This window comes from Streptomyces sp. NPDC107498 (assembly GCF_055582805.1).
This window is the reverse complement of the sequence record NZ_JBVJPE010000003.1, coordinates 361,302-384,102: the sequence shown is the minus strand read 5'-3', so window position 1 is coordinate 384,102 and position 22,801 is coordinate 361,302. Positions and strand designations below refer to the sequence as shown.

Genomic DNA, 22,801 nt, shown 5'->3' with positions numbered 1-22,801 from the left:
CGCCCGAGCGTTTGTTCGCATCGCCCGCCGCAACAGGAGCACGCACCCGTGGAGCCGAGCCAGCCGACCCCGCCGCCCCCTCCTCCCGCGGGCGGCCCGCGGCCCGGGGGATGGCCCGCCCCCGGCCCGTACACCTCTCCCGGAATGCCGTACGCGGCCGGCCCCTACGGCGGCCCGGGAGCGGTTCCGTACGGGCAGCCGCCGCGCCGCTCCACCAACGGCCTCGCCATCGGCTCCCTCGTCTCCGGCGTCGTCTGCTGCCTCCCGCCCCTCGGCCTGGTCCTCGGTCTCGTCGCCCTCCCGCAGATCAGGAAGAAGGGCCAGACGGGCAAGGGACTCGCGATCGCCGGCATCGCGCTCTCCGCCGTCAGCTCCCTGCTGCTGGTCGTCGGCCTCGCGACCGGCGGGTTCAGCTCGGCATGGGCCGGCTTCCGGAAGGGCGTGGACGAGGCCTCCCGCTCCGAGTCGCCGTACTCGCTGCGCACGGGGCAGTGCTTCACCGACGGCAGCAAGGGGGAGGAGTACGCGACGGACGTGAAGGTCGTCGACTGCGCCCGCCCGCACGACGGCGAGGTCACCGGCGGCTTCGAGGTGACCGGCTTCGACAAGTGGCCCGGCGACGACCCGATCGACCGGATCGCCCAGACGCGCTGCGAGACGATCAACTCGGCCTACGCGATGGACACCTGGAAGATCCCGAAGGACGTCTGGACCTACTACTACCTGCCGAGCAGTCGGAGCTGGCGCTTCGGCGACCGGACGGTGACCTGCGCGTACGCCGGGGAGAAGGGGCCGTTCAGCGGCTCGGTGCGCTCCGACTCGACGAGCCTGACACTCGATCAGGAGCACTTCCTGCTGAGCCTCAACCCGATCGAGACGGTCACCTACCGGGAGCCGGAGGACGACCCGGACGAGGACTTCGAGGCCAACCGGAAGTGGGCCGGTGAGCTGCTGGCGGCGATCGACTCGGCCCGCGCGGGCGTGCGGGACCACGACTGGCCCGGCACGTCCAAGTCCGCGCTCGCGGCGCTCGGCGAGCAGCTCGACACGGCGCACGAGCGCTGGGGCGAGCTGGCCGGGGCGTCCGGTGTGGACGCCTACTGGGAGGCGTACGACGCCGCCTGGGACGCCCTTCCCGAGGACCTTGGCGCCGAGGCGCGCACCGCGCTCGGCCTGACGGACACACCGCCGGCGGGCGAGGGCACCCAGGCCTGAACCGGGCGCGTCCGTACGGGACCGGGACCGGGGGCGGGGGACGGGGCCGGGTCCTCCTCGTCGGGAGGCCCGGCCCCGTCGTGTGCGGACCGGGCGGCGTCCGGCGACGGCGGCCCGTGACCGACCGCCGTCCCGGAACACCGCGGGCGGCGGGGTGCCGGTCCGCGGCTCATGGCCCGGCGCGGGCGACGCCGAGCACGCGGGCAGAACTTATTGGTCTGGACCAATGCTGGTCAAGAGTTTCGAGCGACCCGGAGTGTCATCACTTCGAGTGAAACTCTGGCCCATGCTTGCGGATCGCGACCGTCGGTTGTCACGCTGTTGCTTTCCGTCAACCTGAGGGGAGTGTCCAGTGACGTTCGGTGAGCAGCCCGCCTACCTGCGCGTGGCGAGCGATCTGCGGGAGAAGATCGCCAACGGCTCGCTTCCGCCGCATACCCGCCTCCCCTCGCAGGCACGCATCCGCGAGGAGTACGGGGTGTCGGACACCGTCGCGCTGGAAGCCCGCAAGGTGCTCATGGCCGAGGGGCTCGTGGAGGGCCGGTCGGGCTCGGGGACCTATGTGCGCGAGCGGCCCGTGCCCCGGCGGATCGCCCGCTCCGGTTACCGACCCGCGTCCGGCGCCAGCCCCTTCCGCCAGGAGCAGGCCGCCGAAGGGGCCCGTGGCACCTGGGAGTCGAGCAGCGAGCAGGAGCCGGCGAGCGCCGAGGTGGCCGAGCGGCTCGGCATCGAGCCGGGGGAGCGGGTGATGCGCACGCGGTACCTGTACCGGGACGGGGGCGAGCCCATGATGGTCTCCACCTCCTGGGAGCCCCTCGCCGTCACCGGCCGGACGCCCGTCATGCTGCCCGAGGAGGGCCCCCTGGGCGGCTGCGGCGTCGTCGAGCGCATGGCGGCGATCGACGTGGTCGTGGACAACGTGGTGGAGGAGGTGGGGGCCCGGCCCGGCCTCGCGGAGGAGCTCCTCGCGCTCGGCGGGGTGCCGGGGCACGTGGTCATGGTCGTGGAGCGCACGTACTACGCCTCGGGCCGCGCCGTCGAGACGGCCGACGTCGTCGTCCCGGCCGACCGCTACCGCATCACCTACCACCTGCCGGTGCGCTGACCCGGCGCGCCGACCGGGCGCGCCGCTCCGGTGCGCCCGCCCGGGCCGGCGCACCGGCGGAGGCGACGGGCCGTCAGCCCGTGTGCTCCCATGACGACCGCGCCCCGTCGCCCGCGGCCGTCGTGGCGGCTCCCGCCGCGTTCCTTCCGCGACCGCCCGCCCGCGAACCGGGCGCGCCGTCGGCGATCCCGCGCCCCCCGCCGTCCCGACGGCGGTGTCGGCGGTTCCCGCCGTGGCGCTCGGGGCGTGGCCTTCGGCCGCCCTTCGTCGGTTCCCGGCCGATCCGTGCCTCTTTGTGAAAACCCGTATCCGCTGTGTGAAGGTCAGGCGTAAGCTCCGGCATATGCGGATTGCGGTTTCCCGGAGATCCTTGGTGAGGCCCGGACCGACGGAGGGAGAAGCCTGATGACCGACAGCGGCCCCGTCCTTCCCTGGCTCGTCATACGGCAGGACGACAACGGCAACCGCTACCGGGTGGGGCGGTACGCGACCAAGGACGAAGCCCAGAAGATCGCGGACAGTCTCGACGACCGCGGCCACAAACAGCTCTACTGGATCGAACGCATCGGCAGCCCCGCCCTCTGACCCCGGCGGACGCCGACCGGGCCGGGCTACGCTCGCGCCCATGACGGAACGCACCACCGAACCCGCCGCGCCCGACGAGCCCCGTGAGTCCCACGGGCCCCACCGCGACGCCGACCCCGGCCGGGGGGCCGGCGCCGTGGTCGTCGTCGCGGGTGCCCTGTACGACCGGGGGCGACTGCTCGCCGCGCGCCGCAGCGCCCCCGTCGAGCTCGCCGGCCGCTGGGAACTGCCCGGCGGCAAGCTCGAACCGGGCGAGAGCCCGGAAGGGGCCCTGGTCCGCGAACTCCGCGAGGAGCTCGGTGTCGAGGTCGAGCCGGGCGAACGCCTCCCCGGCGAGTGGCCGCTGAAACCCGGATACGTCCTGCGGGTGTGGACCGCCCGGCTGCTCTCCGGCGAACCGCGCCCCCTGGAGGACCACGACGAGCTCCGCTGGCTCTCGCGGAGCGAGCTGGACTCGGTCGACTGGCTCGACCAGGACCGCCCCGCCGTCGCCGAGGCCGCGCTGAGACTGCCGGCGGACCCCGTCGGCGGAGCGCGCGACTGAGTCCCTACGCCGTTCGTGCCACCGTGCGCCCGTCGACGCTCCCGACGGGATATCGCGTCCTAAATAGCGGGTATGTCCCAAATGACCCCTCGGGAGGGGGCATGGACCTTCCTGCTGACGCACGGCTGGGGAAGTGATCGGGTGTGATCGACACCGACGGCGAGCGCGCGGAGTGGAACTTCCCGGCGGAGGCGAACGCCGTGCGTACGGCCCGCCACGCGGTGCGCGAGACCCTGCGCGCCTGGAAGCTCGACGCGGCCCTCGGTGACGTGACCGTCCTGCTGGTCAGCGAGCTGGTGACCAACTCGCTGCGGTACGCCTCCGGCCCCATCGGCGTCCGGCTCGTCCGCCCCCGCGACGGCGGCGCCGACCCGGCGCAGCCGCCGGCGCTCCTGGTGGAGGTCTCCGATCCGCTTCCGGATCCACCGACCGAGCGGGCCCCGGGGCCCGACGACGAGGGGGGCCGGGGCCTCGCGCTCGTGGCCTGTTCCGCCCGCCGCTGGGGAACCCGTAGAGGAAGGACGGGCAAAACCGTATGGTTCGAGCTGGCTCTCCCTGGTGAGTAAACAGGGTGGGACAACGATCACCGGTACTCGACCAGGGACGAACGAGACCACCCTGTGATCGTGAACGTCGTGCCGTCGGGGCCTGCCGTATTGAATACTGCGGGCATGGCCGGTCCGGTGCGGTGAGCTGGAGGGGACGGTCGCGTGAGCGAGATACCTGAGACGGCGAGCGGCGGCGTCGTGTGGCAGAGCAGCCCGCCCGGGTCCATCTATGACTACATCCGGGTGGCGTCCTTCTCGATCGGGCCCGACGGCCTCGTCGAGCAGTGGAGCCGACGGGCCGTGGACCTCTTCGGGGTCACCGCGGAGGAGGCCAGGGGCAAGGACCCCGTCGAGGCCTTCATGCCCGCCGACCTGCACGAACGCGGGCACCGGCGGGTCAGGGAGATCCTCGACGGCAAGGAGTGGACGGGACTCGTCCCCTTCCGGGTGCCCGGCGAGGACCGGGCCCGGGGCATCGCCGAGATGTACGTCATGCCGAGCGAGACCCAGGCCGGTGAACGGGCCGCGCTGTGCATCGTCGTCGACGTGCGCGCCCTGCGCCGCATCGAGACCGACCTCGCCGCCTCCCAGGCGATATTCGGCCAATCTCCCTTCGGCTTCCTCCTCTTCGGCACGGACCTCACCGTGAAGCGGGCCAACCGGCGCTTCGCCACCGTCTTCGGCGGCGAGGCCGACGACCACCGGGGCCGGTCCGTCCACGACTACCTCGGCCGCGCCGAGGCCGACCGGATGACCACCGCCCTCCGGAAGGTCCTGGAGACCGGCGAGTCCGTCACCGACTTCCGGATCGTCGGCGCCGCCCCCGGCGCCAGGGACCGCCGCCACTGGTCCATCAACCTCTACCGCGTGCACAGCGGCTCCGGCCGCCCGATCGGGGTCGCCGGACTCGGCATCGACGTCACCCGCCGGCACAACGCCGCCAGGGAAGCCGCCAGCGCCCGCCGCAACCTCGCCCTCCTCAACGAGGCCGGCGCCCGCATCGGCAACTCCCTCGACCTGGAGGCCACCGCCCGCGAGCTCCTCGACGTCGCCGTCCCCGGCTTCTGCGACCTCGCCTCCGTCGACCTCTACCAGGGCCTCCTGACCGGCGACGAGGCACCGCCCGGCCGGTGGGGGAACTCCCACGACGTCGGCTACGGCGCGGGCAGCGCCGAACTCCGCAGGGTCGCCTTCGCCAGCGCCGTCTCCGACACCCCCCTCAGGACCGACGAGGGGCACGGCGCGGGCGGCGACTGTTGCGGGCCCGTACCCATCGAGGTCGGAGCCGTCCACCGCTACCCGTTCAACTCGCCCTGCGCCGGAGCCCTGCGCACCGGACGCCTCCGGACGGTCCCGGGCTCCGACGGAGACCTCGTCCAGTCCACCCTGGTCGTCCCGATGACCGCCCACGACACCGTCGTCGGCCTCGTCCAGTTCTCCCGCGCCAAGGGCAGCGAGCCCTTCGGGGAGCGCGACCGGGCCCTCGCCGTCGAACTCGCCGCCCGCGCCGCCGTCTGCATCGACAACGCGCGCCTCTACCGCCGCGAGCACGAGCGGGCCCTCATCCTCCAGCGCAGCCTGCTCCCGCCCGGCGACCCCGAGGCCGCGGGACTCGACATCGCCTGCCGCTACCTCCCCGGCACCACCGCCACCGAGGTCGGCGGCGACTGGTTCGACGTCATCGAACTCCCCGGCCACCGCACCGCCCTCGTCATCGGCGACGTCATGGGCCGCGGCCTGCGTGCCGCCGTCGCCATGGGCGAACTCCGCAGCGCCGTCCGCACCCTCGCCCAGCTCGACCTGGAGCCCGCCGAGGTCCTCTCCCACCTCGACGAGATCGCCCGCGGCCTGGGCGCCCCCATCGGCGCCCAGCAGTCCCGCGCCCACAAGAACCGGGGACCCGAACTCTCCGAGGTCTACCTCGCCACCTGCGTCTACGCCGTCTACGACCCGGTCACCCGCCGCTGCACCTTCGCCAACGCCGGGCACCTCCCGCCGGTGCTCGTCGAACCCGGCGAGGAGGCCATGCTCCTCGACGTACCCCCCGGCATGCCGCTCGGCGTCGGCGGGGAGCCCTTCGAGGAGGTCGAGGTCGAACTGCCCGAGGGCGCCCTCCTCGCCCTCTACACCGACGGGCTCGTCGAGTCCCGCGAGCACCCCCTGGACGAAGGCCTCCAGGCCTTCCGGCGCGCCCTCACCGACCCGGCCCGCCCCCTGGAGGACGTCTGCGACCGGGTCCTCAGCAGCCTGAACACCGGTCACGGCGAGGACGACATCGCCCTCCTCATGGCCAGGATCCAGGGGCTGCCCAGCGAGGCGGTCGGCGACTGGCGGCTGCCCAGGGAACCCCGCTCGGTCGGCCGGGCCCGTGAACTCGCCCGCGCCCAGCTCGCGGCCTGGGACCTCGAACCGCTCGTCGACACCGTCGAACTCCTCGTCAGCGAACTCGTCACCAACGCCCTGCGCTACGGCGAGGGCGAGATCCGGCTGCGCCTGCTGCGCGACCGGACCCTCGTCTGCGAGGTCTGGGACTCCGGCCTGGTCCAGCCGCGGCGCCGCAGGGCCCGGGACACCGACGAGGGCGGCCGCGGCCTCCAGCTCGTCGGGCTGCTCTCCTCCTCCTGGGGCTCCCGCCGCACCCCGCGCGGCAAGACCGTCTGGTTCGAACTGCCCCTGCCGGACGGCGAGGGAGCGGCGGAGCCCACGGTGGAACAGCTCCTCAGCATGTTCTGACCGCGTCCGGCAGCCGCCGGATCAGCCCTTGAGCGCGGCCGGCCGGGCCTCGATCCCGGCGTCGTCGCCGAGCGCGTCCAGCTGCTCGAACCGGGCGTCCAGGGAGGAGGCGGCGAGCTCCTGCTCGCCCAGGGCCCGGGCCTCCTCCCGGCGCACCCTGTCCTCGAAGCGGCTCAGCTCGCTCGTCGGGTCGAGCACGTCGACGGGCTGCTCATGCTCGTTCTCCTTGCGTACGGGGGGACAGGACGGCCGTCCTCAGAAGCGACCTCCGCCGCCCAGCCGGCCGCGCGTGCCGCTGCCGCCGAAGCTGCCGGGCCCACCGCCGAAACCTCCGCCCCCGAAACCGCCCCCTCCGCCGGACCCGCCGTGTCCGCCTCCTCGCCCACCGTCGAACAGCCCGCCGAGGACGATGCCGCCGAGCACCGCGCCGCCGAGGCCGCCACCGCTTCCGTCCGTCCCCGTCACACCGCCCAGGCCGTTCGGATTCCCGTACCGGCGGACGTCCTGCTCGGCGAGGTCCTGGGCACGCCGGGCCAGCGCGTCCGCCCGCTGTGCCTCCACGAGGGCCGTCCGCGGGTCGTCGGCGGCGAGCGACCGCGCCTCCTCCCAGCGGCGCCGGGCCTCGGCGAGGCGCGTACGGGCCTCGCTGCCCACCGCGCCCCGGTGCGTGGTGACGTAGTCGGACGCCGCCCCGATCGCCGAACGGGCCGTCAGCATCGCCTGGTCGAGGAGCACGCGCGCGCGTCGCGTCCCCGACCCGCGCTCCCGCGCGCCCTCCAGCGCCCCGTCGAGCACCGCGTCGGCCTCCTCGATCCGGCGCAGGGCGTCGATCGGGTCGTACCGTCCGGCGTCCACCCCGCGCCGCACCTCGGCGGCCACCGACTCGGCACGGGCGATCCGGCCCCGGAGGCCGGCCGTGGACACCCCCTCGGAGGTCCCCTCCACCAGCCCGCGGGCCTCCGCCAGGTCCGCGTCCGTCTCCGCGAGCGCGTCCGCCAGCCTCCCCTCGGCCTCGGCCAGGTCCCGCGCCCGCCGGTCCACCGCCTCGATCAGCCGGGCCGCCTGGTCCACGGCGCCCTCGGCGGCCCGGATGTGCACGGCGGCCCCGCCGTTGTCACCGGCGTCGATCCGCCGGCGGGCCCGGTCGACGTGGGTGGTCGCGAACACGAGCCGGTCCTTCGCCTGCTCGACGTCGCCGGCGACGGGCGCGACCGCCGTCTCGGCGTACCGCTCGCGCATCGCGGTCAGCGCCGTCCCGGCGGCCCCGATCCGCCCGGTCCGCTCCCGGAAGGCCGCCTCCACCGCGGCCAGCGCCTCCGGGGCCGTGCGCTCCAGGGCCCGGAGCCGGTCGAAGTCCTCCGTCTCGGCGTCGAGGCGCGCGTTCGCCCCGGCGCAGCGGCGGAGGATCTCGTCCAGCATGGCCCGGCGGGTCGGATCGTCCTCGGGGAAGGAGTCGTCGAGCTTCTGCCGCAGCCGGAACGAGGCCGTCAGCTGCTCCTCGGCGAAGTCGACCGCCTCGGTGAAGGGGCGCACCGCCTCCTCGCCGAACTGGGCGGTCGCGAAGCCGAGTTCCTCCTGGCTGGTGCGGACGGCGTCGTCGGTGGCGACCAGCGTCCGGCGGGCCTCCCCGTCGAGCTCGTCCAGGGACGGCGGCGCGGGCTCCTTCGGAGGGCCCCAGCCCTGCCCGCCCCGTGGCGTGGTGCGGGTCTCGGCGCGCCGCCGCCGCTTGACGTACGCGTAGGCCGCCACGGCTCCCGCGCCGGCGACGAGGACCACGGGCAGGACGAGGTCGGTCGCCGAGGTGCCGTCGTCGGCCGCGGCGCCGGGGTCGGCGGGGCCGGGGGTGGGCGTCGGGGCGGGGACGGGCCGGCCGGCGAGGACGGCGGCGTAGCCGTTCGCCGCGCCGACGGCGGCGCCCGCCCGGTCGTTCTGCCGCAGGGCCGGTTCGATCGCGGTCCGCGCGACCTCGTCGAGCCGGGCCCGGGCGAAGCGGGAGCCGGGGTCGGCCGAGTAGCCGTCCTGCCGGTCGTGGGTGGCGGCGGCGAGCAGGACGTCGTCGAGGCCGAGCGCGTTGCGCTCCGCGGTGGCGTCGGCCCAGTCCTGGCCCGAGCGTCCGGAGAAGTCCCGTACGTGGACGACGAAGAGCCGGACGCGCCGGTCGTCGTAGGGCCGGTCGAGAGCCTGGACCACGGAGGCGCGGTGGTCGCCGAGCGCGCCGACCCGGTCGGTGATCTGTCCGTTCCGGGACAGGGCGACGGGGCCGTCGGCGTGGGCACCGTGCACGGCGGGCACGAGGAGCCACCACGCCGCCACCAGTACCGCCAGTACGGCGACAAGGGCTCGGGTGGCTGTTCGCGTCACAAAGGGGAGGCTATGTCCACGTATGACCGCCCGCGACCCGGCCGGGACGGGGAGTCCGTGACCGGATCCGTGGCGTCCGGAAACCGCCGCGCCCGCCGGGACGTCACTGTCCGTAGCCGCCGCTACGGTGGTTCCAGTGACGCGACGGCTCTCGGGGGGCTCGGGTGGACGGAAGGCTGAGGCGTGTGTGGAGGCGGGGGCGCTGGTTCGTCCTCGGCCTCGTCCTGTTGCTCGTGGCGCCCCCGCTCTTCGGGGCCCTGGCCCTGCGCGTCAGCTACACGGGCGACCTCCGGGAGGATGCGAGGACCCGTGGCAAGGACGCCTTCTGGATCGGGCACGCCTGGGTCGACGGACGGAAGGAGGACGCCGACCTCGCGGCCCTCGCCGCGCGCCTGAAGGACAGCGGCGTACGCGACCTGTACGTGCACGCCGGGCCCCTGGAGCACGACGGCACCCTGCGGGCGGCGAAGCACCCCCGCGCCGCATGGCTGATCGACGGGGTGCACCGCGCGATGCCCGGGATACGGGTGCAGGCCTGGCTGGGCGACGTCCTGGCCACCGAAGGGCCCGTGGGGCTGCGCCTGGAGGACGCCGGGTCCCGCCGCGCCGTGGTGGGCTCGGCCCGACAGGTCCTCGACGCGGGCTTCGACGGGGTCCACTTCGACCTGGAGCCGCTGCACTCCGACGACCGGGACTACCTCTCTCTCCTCGACGACCTCGGGAGACTGACCCGGGCCCGCGGGGTCCCGCTCTCGGTCGCCGCCCACCAGATCGACCCGCTGCCGGGCCTGCACTCGGTGAACGGCGCGCTGAGCGGCAGTGAGAAGTGGTGGTCGCAGGAGTTCTTCGGCGAGGTCGCCCGCCGCGTCGACCAGATAGCCGTCATGTCGTACGACACCTGGATGCCCCTGGAGAGCCTCTACGGCGGGTACGTCGCCCAGCAGACGGCCCTCGCCCTCGAAGTGACGCCCGGGACGACCGACCTGCTGATGGGCCTCCCCTTCTTCCACGAGGACGACCTCGGCCACCACGAGGGCGCGGAGACGGTCGCCGCGGCCGTCGAGGGCGCGAGACTCGGCCTCGGCCGCACCGACCCCGACCGCGAGCGGTTCGGCCTGGCCCTGTACGTCGACTTCGCGGCGCGGGAGGAGGACTGGGCGGCCTACCGCGCGGGCTGGCTCTGAGCGGGACCCCGCGCGTCGGGGCCGGGCCGGGCGGAGGAGGATGGTGCCGCGCGGCGCCGGGAGCGGGCCGCCGGGCGAGGGGGAGTACGCCATGACCAGCCGTCTGCTGATGCCGGTCCGCGCCGTCCGCACCACCGGGGCGGACCGCGCCTTCCGCGCTCCTGACGGGGAGGCGCCCGCCCGGGAGGTGCCCGGGTCCACCCGGCCCACCCCGATCCTGGACCGGGAGCATTCGCTCGTGACCGCGCTCGTGGCCCGGGTGCTGCGCGAGTCCGAGGCCCGGGGAGCGGTCACCGACCGCGCCCGGCTCCAGGTGGCGCACGGCGTCCTCGTCACCGCCGTGCGACCGGTGTACTCCGTCGAGGACCGGCGCCGGGTGTCGCGGACGCTGCGGCTCGGGCGCGGCTCGTGCAGTCAGAGGATGGCGGTCCTGGAGGCGGTGGCCCGGTCCCTCGGGGTGGAGACCCGGGTGCGCGGCCTGCTCGTCGACGGCACCTTCTGGTACCCGAGGTTCCCGAAGCTCCGCGCGTTCGTCCCGGAGGAGGTCCTGCTGGCCTGGCCGGAGTTCCGTCTCGAAGGGGCGGCGGGCACCGCCTGGGTGCCGATCGCCGAGCTGTTCACCGGTCTCGCGCCGGACGGGCACGGGGGCGGGTTCACCAACTCCGGCGCGGAGACGCTCTTCGAGGCCGTCGCCCGGACCACCGTCGACTGGGACGCGCCCGCCGCGTGCGCCGGCTCGGCCCCCTGCGACCTCTCCGCCCACCTCCGTACGGACCTCGGCCGCTTCTCCTCGCGCGACGAGTTGTTCGACCTCCACGGGCAGACCCTGTGCCGCCCCGCCCGCACCCTCGCCGAGCCGGTCCTCGGCCGCTGGAGCGCGGGCGCGGCGGCCTGACGGCGGGCCGGGGGCCCGGCGCGAAGGCCCCCCTTGTCCTCCTCGGCAGCCTGCCCGTCGCCCGCAGGGCTCCTCGGCCCTACGGCGCGTGGCGGTCGCGTGCTCCCGGGCCCTCGTCGTCGACGTCGGTCCACTGCCCGGTGTCGTACGGGGCGTCGGGGACGGTCACCATGCTCGCGGCGAGGCCGGGAGCGGGCACGGGAGGCGCGGTCCGCTCCGTCCCGACGCGGCGTTCCAGCTCTTCGACCGCGCGTTCCAGGTCCTGCAGGCGGCGCCGGACGGCCGCCAGATCGTCCTGAACGGACATGGGTGCCCCCACCTCCGTGAGCGTCGCGCGTCACCTCCATCTCAGGAAGCCGCACACACGGGCGGTTGGGCCGCACGAGTGGGGTTTGGCGGTCGTGCCGCCGTGTCGTCGTGGCCGAATCCGATCCGTCCTTTTCAGTGTATGAGCAATAGGTCTGATCATCTCCAAATGGAATAAATCTGGACGAAGGGGTACAAGTCATGTCCCAGATCGGCGCCCCTCGCGGGAGGACATGCTCCAGGAGCCCCCGCTCCCGCACGCTCCGCTCCGTCGCCACCCTCACCAGCGCGGTCCTCGCCGTCACCGTCCTCGCCGGCTGCAGCTCCGACGACGAGGCCGACGAGGCCCCCGTCGCCGCCCAGGACAACGCGCCCGCGGCACGCGACCGGGTCGCCGACGGCGGCACCCTCCGCTGGGCGGTCGACACGCTGCCCACCACGCTCAACACCTTCCAGGCCGACGCCGACGCCACCACCTCGCGCATCGCCGGAGCCGTGCTCCCCTCCCTCTACACGCTCGACGAGCGAGGCCGGCCGCGGCTCGACCCCGACTACCTGGAGTCCGCGCAGGTCATCGAGACCGAGCCCAAGCAGGTCGTCCTCTACAAGCTCAACCAGCAGGCGGTGTGGAGCGACGGCCGCGAGATCGGCGCCGCGGACTTCGTGGCCCAGTGGCGCGCGCTGAGCGGCCGCGACACCGCGTACTGGACCGCCCGCAACTCCGGCTACGAGCGGATCGAGAAGATCGAGCGGGGCAAGAACGACCTGGAGGTGCGGGTCACCTTCGCCAAGCCCTACGCCGACTGGCAGTCCCTCTTCACGCCCCTCTACCCCAAGCAGGTGATGGGCTCCCCGGCCTCCTTCAACGACGGGGCGCGCTCCACCCTCAAGGCCACTGCAGGACCGTTCCTGCTCAAGGCGATCGACCGGAAGAGCGGCGACGTCACCCTCGCCCGCAACCCCCGCTGGTGGGGGCAGCAGGCCAAGCTCGACAGCCTCGTCCTCAAGGCCGTCCCCCGCGCCGACCGGGCCGACGCGCTCGCCGCGGGCAGCCTCGACCTGGCCGAGATCGACCGGTCCGTCGCCGAGCGGATCTCCCTCGCCCTCCGGGACGCCCGCGCCGGCCGGAACGGCGCCCAGGCCGCCCTCGCCCACGGCCCCGGCTCCGCGATCACCCCCTCCAAGGCCCTGCGGTCCTGGGCCCTCGCCCACGGCTCCGACGACGCCAAGGCGGCGGAGGTCACGGCCGCCCGCAAGAAGAACCAGGAGGCGGTCGACCGGTACGCGAACGCCCAGGACGCCCTGGCGAAGTACGTGGTCCGCAAGTCCCTGGAGCCCGCCTACACCCAGCTCTCGCTGAACGGCGAGTCCGGCCCGCTGGCCGACGAGCGGGTCCGGCGCGCGGTGGCCCGCGCCATCAACCGCCAGGAACTGGCCGAATCCGTGCTGAAGCCGCTCGGCCTCCCCGCGAAGCCCCCCGGCAGCCACCTCGCCCTCGCGGGCCAGGCGGCGTACGCGGACAGCAGCGACGCGCTCGGCGACCAGGACACCGAGGAGGCGCAGGCGCTCCTCGCCGACGCGGGCTGGGTCCCCGGCGGCGCGCTCCGGAAGCCCGCCGGCACCAAGGCGGGCGGCGAGGCGGAGAAGAAGGAGTCGGAGAAGGAGGCCGAGAAGAAGGACGCGGAGAAGAAGGAGGCGGAGAAGAAGGACGGGGGCTCCACCGACGCCAAGAAGAGGGGCGACGACACCGCCTCCGACGAGGGCCTCTACATCGTCGGCGACGACAAGCCCGGCGACCGCCGTGCCGCCCCCGCCCCCGTCGTCGGCGCGAACGGCCCCGGGAACGCCACCGACGCCCTCGCCCCGGCTCCCGACGCCGCCCGCCAGAAGGCCGCGCTCCTCTCCCGCGCCGAGGCCCTCGACACCGGGACCGGCGCCGGCGCGCGCGCCGCCCAGTCGGCCACCAAGCCGGACCGGGGGATGGCCGGCGCCTACGCCCCGCGCGGCACCGCCGCCCCCGTGACGGCCTCCGACGCCACCAAGGCCCTCGGCAAGGACGGCAAGGCCCTCAGCCTCCGCTTCGTCCTGCCGTCCGGGCCCGGCTCCGAGTCGCTGCGGGCGGTCGGGGACCGGATCGTCCGCATGCTCGACGCGGTCGGCATCCGCACCGACGTCACCAAGGTCTCCGACGACAGCTTCTTCAAGGACCACGTGGCCTCGGGCGACTACGACCTGGCCCTCTACTCCTGGCCGGCCTCCGCCTTCCCGGCGACCGACGCCCGCCCGATCTTCGCCAAGCCCGAGCCGGCCTCGGACGGCTCGCTCCTCGTCGAGCAGAACTACTCCCGGGTCGGCACCGACCGCATCGACCAGCTCTTCGACCAGGCGGCGGGGACGCTCGACGAGGAGGAGGCCCACGAGCTGGTGCGCCAGGCCGACGCCCGGATCTGGGCCGCGGCCGGATCCATCCCCCTCTACCAGCGCCCGCAGCTCGTCGCCGCTAGGGCCGATCTGGTGAACGCCGGGGCCTGGGGGCTCGGCACCCCCCGCTACCAGGACATCGGCTTCAAGAAGCCCGAATCCTCCAACGGCGCCGAACGAAACCGCTGAAACTTCTGAAACCGCTGGTCACAACCTCTGAACCAGCTCAATTTCCTTGCCCGCCGGTGATCCCGGCGGGCAGGATCGCGTCGGCCCCTTGACCCGGTCGCACGACCCCCCGCACGGCCCCCCCACACCCTTGAAAACCCTCAGGATTACCACTCGGATCTTGGCCGGGGAAGCCCCTTGCACGGCAGCCCCGTACCATGGGACATAGCCGTGGCGCGTCCGCCCGGCGGGCGTACGAGGAACTGACGCCGCATCCCACGATCCGAGAGAAGCGCAAGCACCCATGCCCACGCGCCACGACATCCGTAACGTCGCCATCGTCGCCCACGTCGACCACGGCAAGACGACCATCGTCGACGCCATGCTCAAGCAGGCCGGTGCCTTCGCCGCCCACCAGCAGCTCGACGACCGCATGATGGACTCGAACGACCTGGAGCGTGAGAAGGGCATCACGATCCTCGCCAAGAACACGGCGGTGAAGTATCACCCCAAGGACGGCGGCGCCCCGATCACCATCAACATCATCGACACCCCCGGCCACGCCGACTTCGGTGGCGAGGTCGAGCGCGGTCTGTCGATGGTCGACGCCGTCGTCCTCCTGGTGGACGCCTCCGAGGGTCCGCTCCCGCAGACCCGGTTCGTGCTGCGCAAGGCCCTCCAGCAGCGCAAGCCCGTCATCCTCTGCATCAACAAGACGGACCGCCCGGACTCCCGGATCGACGAGGTCGTCAACGAGACCTACGACCTCTTCCTCGACCTGGACGCGGACGAGGACCAGATCGAGTTCCCGATCGTCTACGCCTGCGGCCGCGACGGCATCGCCTCGCTGACCAAGCCGGCGGACGGCACGGTCCCGCAGGACTCCGAGAACCTGGAGCCCTTCTTCTCCACCATCCTGGAGCACGTCCCGGCCCCGGCGTACGACGAGGAGGCGCCGCTCCAGGCCCACGTCACCAACCTCGACGCCGACAACTTCCTCGGCCGCATCGCGCTGCTCCGCGTCGAGCAGGGCGAGCTGCGCAAGGGTCAGACGGTCGCGTGGATCAAGCGGGACGGCACGATCTCCAACGTCCGCATCACCGAGCTGATGATGACCGAGGCGCTCACCCGCAAGCCGGCCGAGGTCGCCGGCCCCGGTGACATCTGCGCCGTCGCCGGCATCCCCGACATCATGATCGGCGAGACCCTGGCCGACCCGGAGAACCCGATCGCGCTGCCGCTGATCACGGTCGACCAGCCGGCCATCTCCATGACCATCGGCACCAACACCTCGCCGCTCGTCGGCCGTGGCGGCACCGGCAAGGGCGCCGACGCCAAGGCGGCCGTGAAGGACCGCAAGGTCACCGCCCGTCAGGTGAAGGACCGCCTGGACCGCGAGCTCATCGGCAACGTCTCGCTCCGCGTCCTCGACACCGAGCGCCCGGACGCCTGGGAGGTCCAGGGTCGTGGTGAGCTCGCGCTCGCCATCCTGGTCGAGCAGATGCGCCGCGAGGGCTTCGAGCTCACCATCGGCAAGCCGCAGGTCGTCACCAAGGAGGTCGACGGCAAGATCCACGAGCCCGTCGAGCGCCTCACCGTCGACGTCCCCGAGGAGCACATGGGCGCGGTCACGCAGCTCATGGGCGTCCGCAAGGGCCGCATGGACAACATGTCGAACCACGGCTCCGGCTGGGTCCGCATGGAGTTCGTCGTTCCGTCCCGTGGTCTCATCGGCTTCCGTACGGAGTTCCTCACCAACACCCGCGGTACGGGCATCGCCCACTCGATCCACGAGGGCCACGAGCCGTGGTTCGGCACCCTGACGACCCGCAACAACGGTTCGCTGGTCGCCGACCGCGCCGGTGCGGTCACCGCCTTCGCGATGACCAACCTCCAGGAGCGCGGCGTCCTCTTCGTGGACCCGGGCACCGAGGTGTACGAGGGCATGATCGTCGGTGAGAACTCCCGCTCCGACGACATGGACGTGAACATCACCAAGGAGAAGAAGCTCACCAACATGCGCTCCTCCTCCGCCGACTCCTTCGAGGCGATCGTCCCGCCGCGCAAGCTCTCCCTGGAGCAGTCCCTGGAGTTCTGCCGCGACGACGAGTGCGTCGAGGTCACCCCGGAGGCCGTGCGCATCCGCAAGGTCGTCCTGGACCAGAAGGAGCGCGGTCGTTCCGCCTCCCGCGCCAAGAACGGCTGAACGAGGCCGCATGCGGCCGATGACGACGGGGTAGATCATGCTTCTGTGATCCACTCCACTCGTGGTTGACACGACGTCAGCACCGGAGCCCGGACCCCCACAGGCACTGTGGGGGTCCGGGCTTTTCGTCAAGTTCCGTCAACTCCATTTCGGAGCCCGGGTGTCCGCATATCGGCGATCGCTCTCCGGTACGTGTGTTAACAGTCCGTTTCGGGCGTGTCTGTCTGTGCTCAGTTTGTCCGGATTTCGGTCACTCGGCGCCTGGCGATGTTGTCAAAACGAGACCGCTTAAGTGTGGTTTACAGCCCGGACGTACTTAATAGTTGGCTCCATTGAGCTCGGGTCAATGGGTCACGCACTGTGGGGAGTGCCGACTCACGAGCACACTCGGGGCACTTGAGTCCAAAGCCGTCAGGGGTGTCGGCGAAACTCGGAGTGCCCCTCTTGTAGTGACAAAGTGGACTCATGAGGAGGAACCCATGCGCGGTGCCAAGAGCGCCAAGTGGGTAACGGGCGCGATCATCGTCGCCCTTGCTGCGACCGCCTGTGGCGGGGGTAAGAGCGACGGCGGCAGCGACGCCAAGGGCGCTGTTGACCCGAACGGAATCTTCTCCATCGAGCTGGGCGAGCCTGAGAAGCCCCTGCTCACCGGTGACACGATGGAGTCCAACGGCTCCGCCGTCATGGCCGGCCTGTTCTCGACCCTGGTCGACTACAAGGCCGACGGCTCCCTGCAGATGATCAACGCCGAGTCGGTCACCACGACGGACTCGAAGACGTGGACCGTCAAGCTCAAGCCGGGCTGGACCTTCCACGACGGCACCCCGGTCACCTCCAAGTCCTACGTGGACGCGTGGAACTGGAACGCCAGCCTGAAGAACGCCCAGGGCCTCGCGTCCTGGTTCGCGGACATCAAGGGCTTCGACAAGGTCCACCCGGACGCCGAGGGCGCGAAGCAGACCGCCGACAAGCTCGAGGGCCTGAAGGTCGTCGACGAGAACACCTTCACCATCGAGCTCTCGAAGGCCGTTCCGTACTTCGGCCACAAGCTCGCCTACATCGTCTTCGCCCCGCTCCCGGCCTCCTTCTACAAGGACCCGGTCGCCGGCGGCCAGAAGCCGGTCGGCAACGGTCCCTACAAGTTCAAGAGCTGGGACCACAAGAAGAAGATCGAGATCACCCGGTTCGACGGCTACAAGGGCCCGAACAAGGCGAAGAACGGCGGTGTGGTCTTCAAGAACTACACCACCCTCGAGGCCGCGTACGAGGACCTGAAGTCCGGCAACGTCGACGTCCTGCGTCAGATCGCGCCGAAGGACCTCCCGGTCTACCGCCAGGACCTCGGCGACCGCGCCGTGGACCAGCCGTACTCCGCGATCCAGACCATCGCCGTCGCCTTCTACTCGGACCAGTGGAAGAAGCCGAAGCAGATCGACCCGCGCGTCATCCAGGGTCTGTCCATGGCGATCGACCGCGCCACCATCACCAAGACGGTGCTGAACGGCACGCGTGAGCCCGCGACCGGCTGGGTCGCGAAGGGCGTCCTGGGCTTCCAGGAGGACGGTGGCGCCGGCGTCACCAAGTACGACCCGACCCAGGCCAAGGCCCTCATCAAGGCCGGCGGCGGCGTCCCGAACAACAAGATCTCGATCCAGTACAACGCCGATGGCGGCCACAAGGAGTGGGTGGACGCCGTCTGCAACTCCATCCAGCAGGCCACCAGCGTCCAGTGCGTCGGCGACGGCAAGCCGGACTTCCAGGCCGACCTGACCGCCCGCAAGACCAAGCAGGTCAAGTCGCTCTACCGCTCCGGCTGGGTGCTCGACTACCCGGTGAACGCCAACTTCATCTCGGACCTGTTCCGCACGGGTGCGGGCGGCAACCAGGGCGACTTCTCCAACAAGGAGCTGGACGCCAAGATCGCGAAGGCCGACTCCGCCACGACCCTTGACGAGTCCGTCAAGGCGTACCAGGCGATCGAGAAGGACCTCAAGAACTACATGCCGTCCATCCCGCTCTGGTACTACAAGGTCAACGCGGGCTTCTCCGAGAAGGTTTCGGGTGTCGCCTACGGTCAGGACGGCGACCCGATCCTGACCGGCGTCGAGGTCAAGAAGTAATCACCCAAGCGTAGTCCGCACGCCGTCACGGGACTGACGGATCGTCAGTCCCGTCTCGGTGCCTTACGCAGCGGCTGGGGGGCCCTTCCACGACATCACCGTGCCCGGATCCGGGCACGGTGTCGGGGGAGGGCCCGTCGGTTGCGCTGTCACATCTCAACGGAGGCATGATGGGGCGTTATGTCGCACGACGACTGCTCCAGATGATCCCGGTATTCCTCGGGACAACCCTGCTGATCTTCCTCATGGTGCACAGCCTGCCCGGTGACCCCGTGCTGGCGATGTTCGGCGACAAGGGCGCCGATCCGGCGACGCTCGCCGCGAAGCGCCACGAGCTGGGTCTCGACAGGCCGCAGTGGGAGCAGTACGTCACGTACATGTGGGACATGATCTGGCACCAGGACTTCGGTACCCAGATCCGCAACGGCCTTCCGGTCACGGAAGTGCTCGGCGACGCGTTCCCCATCACCCTTCAGCTGGCGGCCCTCGCGTTCGCCATCGAGCTGGTCTTCGGCATCGGCCTGGGCATCATCGGCGGTCTGCGCGCCGGCCGCCTGGCCGACAACCTGATCCTGATCTTCACCCTGCTGATCATCTCGATCCCGGTCTTCGTCCTCGGCTACATCATCAAGATGGTGTTCGCCTTCAACCTGGGCTGGATCGCACCGAACGTCAGCACCGAGCCGACCCTGGGCGAGATGATCGCCCCGGCCATCGTCCTCGGCGGTCTCTCCCTCGCCTACGTGGCACGGCTCACCCGTACCTCCATGGCGGAGAACCTGCGCGCCGACTACATGCGCACGGCCGTCGCCAAGGGCCTGCCGAAGCGACGGGTCATCGGCGTCCACCTGATGCGCAACTCGATGATCCCCGTGGTCACCTTCCTCGGCACCGACATCGGCGCCCTCATGGGCGGTGCGGTCGTCACCGAGGCGATCTTCAACATCCACGGCATCGGCGGCGTCATCGCCGAGTCGATCTCCCGGCGTGAGGGTTCGACCCTGGTGGGCCTCGTCACCATCCTGGTGATCGTCTACCTCGTCACCAGCCTGCTCATCGACCTGCTGTACGCGGTCCTGGACCCGAGGATCCGGTATGCCTGACGTGACCAAGACCGCTGCCGCGGCCGTCGAGGACGCCATCGCCCCGCCCACCGTGGGCCCGGCGCCGGCTGCCAAGCAGGACAAGGCCCGCAGCCTCTGGGGCGACGCCTGGGCCGACCTGCGCCGCAACCCGTACTTCATCATCTCGTCGGTGCTGATCGCGCTGCTGCTGCTGATCTCGGCGTGGCCGTCCCTCTTCACCAGCGCGTCGCCGACCGCCGGTGACCTGGTCCACCACTTCCTGAGCAAGCCCGAGCTGGGCAAGATCGGCTCGCCCGAGTGGCTGGGCTACGACGGCCAGGGCCGCTCGGTCTACGCCCGTCTGATCCACGGCACGCGTGCCTCGGTCACCGTCGGCATCGCCGTCACCGCGATCGTCACCGTCGTCGGCGGCGTCATGGGCATGATCTCGGGCTACTTCGGCGGCTGGGTCGACGCGGTGCTCTCCCGGCTCACCGACGTCTTCTTCGGCATCCCGTTCCTGCTCGGCGCCATGGTCGTCCTGCAGTCCTTCGTCGACCGGACCGTCTGGGTCGTCGTCTTCGCCCTCGCGTTCCTCGGCTGGACCCAGATCACCCGCGTCATGCGCGGTGCCGTGATCACGGTCAAGCAGGCCGACTACGTCCACGCGGCGAAGGCGCTCGGCGCCGGCACCGTCCGGATCCTGTTCAAGCACATCCTGCCGAACGCCATGGCTCCCGTGATCGTCGTCGCGACCATCGCGCTCGGCGGCTACATCTCGGCCGAGGCCACCCTGTCCTTCCTGGGTCTGGGCCTCGCCGCCCCGACCGTCTCGTGGGGTGTCGACATCTCCGCGGGTGTCGCCCAGATCCGAGTCGCCCCGCACGTCCTGCTGTGGCCCTCGATCATGCTGAGCCTCACCGTTCTGGCGTTCATCATGCTCGGCGAAGCCGTCCGCAACGCCCTCGACCCCAAGCTGCGCTGAGGAGGGCGTAACAGATGAGCATCATCGACAAGACCGCGGCCGTCCCGGCGCCGCGCGGCGGCGACCACACGGGTCCGCTGCTCGAAGTCAAGGACCTGCACGTCGAGTTCCACACCCGCGACGGTGTGGCCAAGGCGGTCAACGGCGTCAACTACTCGGTGAACGCCGGCGAGACCCTCGCCGTCCTCGGTGAGTCCGGCTCCGGCAAGTCCGTCACGGCCCAGGCCGTCATGGGCATCCTCGACATGCCGCCCGGCAAGATCCCGCAGGGCGAGATCCTGTTCCGCGGCGAGGACATGCTGAAGATGTCCGAGGAGGACCGCCGGAAGATCCGCGGCCGGAAGATCGCGATGATCTTCCAGGACGCGCTGTCCTCCCTCAACCCGGTCCTCACCGTCGGTTACCAGCTCGGCGAGATGTTCCGGGTGCACCACGGCATGTCCAAGAAGGACGCCAAGGCCAAGGCCGTCGAGCTGATGGACAAGGTCAAGATCCCCGCCGCCAAGGCGCGGGTCTCCGACTACCCCCACCAGTTCTCCGGCGGCATGCGCCAGCGCATCATGATCGCCATGGCGCTCGCCCTGGAGCCGGACCTGATCATCGCCGACGAGCCCACCACGGCTCTCGACGTGACCGTCCAGGCCCAGGTCATGGACCTCCTCGCGGAGCTCCAGCAGGAATACAACATGGGTCTGATCCTGATCACCCACGACCTCGGCGTCGTCGCCGACGTCGCGGACAAGATCGCCGTGATGTACGCCGGCCGGATCGTCGAGCAGGCGCCGGTGCACGAGCTGTACAAGCGCCCGGCCCACCCGTACACCCGCGGTCTGCTGGACTCGATCCCGCGCCTCGACCAGAAGGGCCAGGAGCTCTACGCGATCAAGGGCCTGCCGCCCAACCTGCTCAAGGTGCCCACCGGCTGCGCCTTCAACCCGCGATGCCCCAAGGCCGAGGACATCTGCCGCACGGAGATCCCGGCCCTGGTGCCGGTCACCGAGCAGGACGGCGCGGATCTCCCGGGCCGTAAGAGCGCCTGCCACTTCTGGAAGGAGACGATCCATGGCTGACCTCAGCAAGACCGACGAGGCCGTGGAGGCCGCCCTCGACGCCCCTGTGGGCCGCGGCGAACCGATCCTCCAGGTGCGGGGCCTGAAGAAGCACTTCCCGCTGACGCAGGGCATCCTCTTCAAGAAGCAGGTCGGCGCGGTCAAGGCCGTGGACGGGGTCTCCTTCGACCTCTTCCAGGGCGAGACCCTCGGCATCGTGGGCGAGTCCGGCTGCGGCAAGTCCACGGTCGCCAAGCTCCTGATGAACCTGGAGCGGGCCACCGCCGGCGAGGTCTTCTACAAGGGCCAGGACATCACCAAGCTGTCCGGGCGCGCGCTGAAGGCCGTCCGCCGCAACATCCAGATGGTCTTCCAGGACCCGTACACCTCGCTGAACCCGCGCATGACGGTCGGCGACATCATCGGCGAGCCCTTCGACATCCACCCCGAGGTGGCCCCGAAGGGCGACCGGCGCCGCAAGGTGCAGGAGCTGCTCGACGTCGTCGGTCTGAACCCGGAGTACATCAACCGGTACCCGCACCAGTTCTCCGGCGGTCAGCGCCAGCGCATCGGCATCGCCCGCGGCCTCGCGCTCAACCCGGAGATCATCATCTGCGACGAGCCGGTCTCGGCCCTGGACGTCTCCGTCCAGGCGCAGGTCATCAACCTGATGGGGAAGCTGCAGGACGAGTTCAACCTGTCCTACCTCTTCATCGCGCACGACCTGTCGATCGTCCGGCACATCTCCGACCGCGTCGGCGTCATGTACCTCGGCAAGATGGCCGAGATCGGTACGGACGAGCAGATCTACGAGCACCCGACGCACCCGTACACGCAGGCGCTGCTCTCCGCGGTGCCGGTGCCGGACCCGGAGGCCCGCGCGCACCGCGAGCGGATCATCCTCACCGGTGACGTCCCCTCGCCGGCCAACCCGCCGTCGGGCTGCAGCTTCCGCACCCGCTGCTGGAAGGCGCAGGAGAAGTGCGCGCAGGAGGTTCCACTCCTCGCGGTCCCGGAGCGCTTCAAGGGCCAGGACACCCCGGCCGCCCACTCCTCGGCGTGCCACTTCGCCGAGGAGAAGCAGGTCGTCCCGGTGCACTGACGCACCGGCACGCCGTCCGGTCCGGCCCGCCCGGAGCCCGAGAGGCCCCCGCACCCACCAGGGTGCGGGGGCCTCTCGCGTTGCCGGGGCGCCCGTACGCCCGCACTCCGGCACCCGGGGCGACGGCGCCGCCCTCCACGCCGCTCCCCCGGGCGACGTCTGCGCCCGGGGGAGCAGCCACGGGGACGTGGCCTTCCTCGACCGGCCGAA

The 22,801-nt window shown here is 71.7% G+C and carries 17 protein-coding genes and 1 pseudogene; 15 read left to right on the top strand and 3 right to left on the bottom strand.

All coding sequences use genetic code 11. The annotated features are described in order from the left end of the window. The first annotated feature begins 144 nt into the window (after nucleotides 1–144). The 6 genes from ACZ66Z_RS07430 (at nucleotide 145) to ACZ66Z_RS07405 (ending at nucleotide 6,730) form a co-directional block, all read left to right on the top strand. The gene (locus ACZ66Z_RS07430) at nucleotides 145–1,215 is read left to right on the top strand and encodes a DUF4190 domain-containing protein (RefSeq protein ID WP_469933027.1); all 1,071 of its coding nucleotides are present in this window, start codon (nucleotides 145–147) and stop codon (nucleotides 1,213–1,215) included. Between the two features lie 352 nt (nucleotides 1,216–1,567). Continuing rightward, nucleotides 1,568–2,320 carry a GntR family transcriptional regulator gene (locus tag ACZ66Z_RS07425; protein ID WP_469933026.1) on the top strand — a complete coding sequence of 251 codons (753 nt, stop codon included), beginning with the start codon at nucleotides 1,568–1,570 and terminating at the stop codon, nucleotides 2,318–2,320. A 405-nt stretch (nucleotides 2,321–2,725) separates the two neighbouring features. Continuing rightward, nucleotides 2,726–2,905, top strand: coding sequence for an SPOR domain-containing protein (locus tag ACZ66Z_RS07420; protein WP_469933025.1), 180 nt, complete (start codon nucleotides 2,726–2,728; stop codon nucleotides 2,903–2,905). Between the two features lie 40 nt (nucleotides 2,906–2,945). Then, nucleotides 2,946–3,449 (top strand): (deoxy)nucleoside triphosphate pyrophosphohydrolase, encoded by a 504-nt coding sequence (locus ACZ66Z_RS07415; RefSeq protein ID WP_469933024.1) that lies wholly within the window; start codon nucleotides 2,946–2,948, stop codon nucleotides 3,447–3,449. Nucleotides 3,450–3,592: 143 nt separating this feature from the next. Then, complete coding sequence (locus ACZ66Z_RS07410; RefSeq protein WP_469933023.1) at nucleotides 3,593–4,015, top strand: ATP-binding protein; 423 nt, start codon at nucleotides 3,593–3,595, stop codon at nucleotides 4,013–4,015. A 144-nt stretch (nucleotides 4,016–4,159) separates the two neighbouring features. Next, complete coding sequence (locus tag ACZ66Z_RS07405; protein ID WP_469933022.1) at nucleotides 4,160–6,730, top strand: SpoIIE family protein phosphatase; 2,571 nt, start codon at nucleotides 4,160–4,162, stop codon at nucleotides 6,728–6,730. Nucleotides 6,731–6,751: 21 nt separating this feature from the next. On the opposite strand, the pseudogene ACZ66Z_RS07400 reads toward ACZ66Z_RS07405, so the two are convergent. Further along, nucleotides 6,752–6,934 (bottom strand): annotated as a pseudogene (locus tag ACZ66Z_RS07400) (PspA/IM30 family protein); the annotation flags it as partial. Nucleotides 6,935–6,985: 51 nt separating this feature from the next. Beyond that, nucleotides 6,986–9,091, bottom strand: coding sequence for a TPM domain-containing protein (locus ACZ66Z_RS07395; protein WP_469933021.1), 2,106 nt, complete (start codon nucleotides 9,089–9,091; stop codon nucleotides 6,986–6,988). Between the two features lie 164 nt (nucleotides 9,092–9,255). Between ACZ66Z_RS07395 and ACZ66Z_RS07390 the strand changes: the two genes are divergently transcribed. Together ACZ66Z_RS07390 and ACZ66Z_RS07385 are read left to right on the top strand one after the other, a co-directional pair. Further along, nucleotides 9,256–10,275, top strand: coding sequence for a glycoside hydrolase family 18 protein (locus ACZ66Z_RS07390; protein ID WP_469933020.1), 1,020 nt, complete (start codon nucleotides 9,256–9,258; stop codon nucleotides 10,273–10,275). 91 nt (nucleotides 10,276–10,366) lie between these two features. Continuing rightward, the gene (locus ACZ66Z_RS07385) at nucleotides 10,367–11,170 is read left to right on the top strand and encodes a transglutaminase domain-containing protein (RefSeq protein WP_469933019.1); all 804 of its coding nucleotides are present in this window, start codon (nucleotides 10,367–10,369) and stop codon (nucleotides 11,168–11,170) included. A 79-nt stretch (nucleotides 11,171–11,249) separates the two neighbouring features. Here ACZ66Z_RS07385 and ACZ66Z_RS07380 read toward each other — a convergent pair whose 3' ends face one another. Further along, complete coding sequence (locus tag ACZ66Z_RS07380; protein WP_469933018.1) at nucleotides 11,250–11,477, bottom strand: hypothetical protein; 228 nt, start codon at nucleotides 11,475–11,477, stop codon at nucleotides 11,250–11,252. 200 nt (nucleotides 11,478–11,677) lie between these two features. Here ACZ66Z_RS07380 and ACZ66Z_RS07375 point away from each other — a divergent pair, with 200 nt between their 5' ends. The 7 genes from ACZ66Z_RS07375 (at nucleotide 11,678) to ACZ66Z_RS07345 (ending at nucleotide 22,591) form a co-directional block, all read left to right on the top strand. After that, the gene (locus ACZ66Z_RS07375; protein ID WP_469933017.1) at nucleotides 11,678–14,086 is read left to right on the top strand and encodes an ABC transporter family substrate-binding protein; all 2,409 of its coding nucleotides are present in this window, start codon (nucleotides 11,678–11,680) and stop codon (nucleotides 14,084–14,086) included. A gap of 283 nt (nucleotides 14,087–14,369) precedes the next feature. Continuing rightward, nucleotides 14,370–16,271: a translational GTPase TypA gene (gene typA, locus ACZ66Z_RS07370; RefSeq protein ID WP_469933016.1), complete on the top strand. Its 1,902-nt coding sequence runs from the start codon at nucleotides 14,370–14,372 to the stop codon at nucleotides 16,269–16,271. Nucleotides 16,272–16,750: 479 nt separating this feature from the next. Further along, complete coding sequence (locus tag ACZ66Z_RS07365; protein WP_469933015.1) at nucleotides 16,751–18,391, top strand: peptide ABC transporter substrate-binding protein; 1,641 nt, start codon at nucleotides 16,751–16,753, stop codon at nucleotides 18,389–18,391. A 170-nt stretch (nucleotides 18,392–18,561) separates the two neighbouring features. Next, nucleotides 18,562–19,494 carry an ABC transporter permease gene (locus ACZ66Z_RS07360; protein ID WP_469933198.1) on the top strand — a complete coding sequence of 311 codons (933 nt, stop codon included), beginning with the start codon at nucleotides 18,562–18,564 and terminating at the stop codon, nucleotides 19,492–19,494. Then, complete coding sequence (locus tag ACZ66Z_RS07355) at nucleotides 19,487–20,440, top strand: ABC transporter permease (protein WP_469933014.1); 954 nt, start codon at nucleotides 19,487–19,489, stop codon at nucleotides 20,438–20,440. Before ACZ66Z_RS07360 ends, ACZ66Z_RS07355 begins: the two co-directional genes overlap by 8 nt. Nucleotides 20,441–20,454: 14 nt before the next feature. After that, nucleotides 20,455–21,510, top strand: a complete 1,056-nt coding sequence (locus ACZ66Z_RS07350) for an ABC transporter ATP-binding protein (protein ID WP_469933013.1) — start codon at nucleotides 20,455–20,457, stop codon at nucleotides 21,508–21,510. Beyond that, nucleotides 21,503–22,591 carry an ABC transporter ATP-binding protein gene (locus ACZ66Z_RS07345; protein WP_469933012.1) on the top strand — a complete coding sequence of 363 codons (1,089 nt, stop codon included), beginning with the start codon at nucleotides 21,503–21,505 and terminating at the stop codon, nucleotides 22,589–22,591. The genes ACZ66Z_RS07350 and ACZ66Z_RS07345 overlap by 8 nt, the downstream gene beginning before the upstream one ends. The last annotated feature ends 210 nt before the right edge of the window (nucleotides 22,592–22,801 follow it).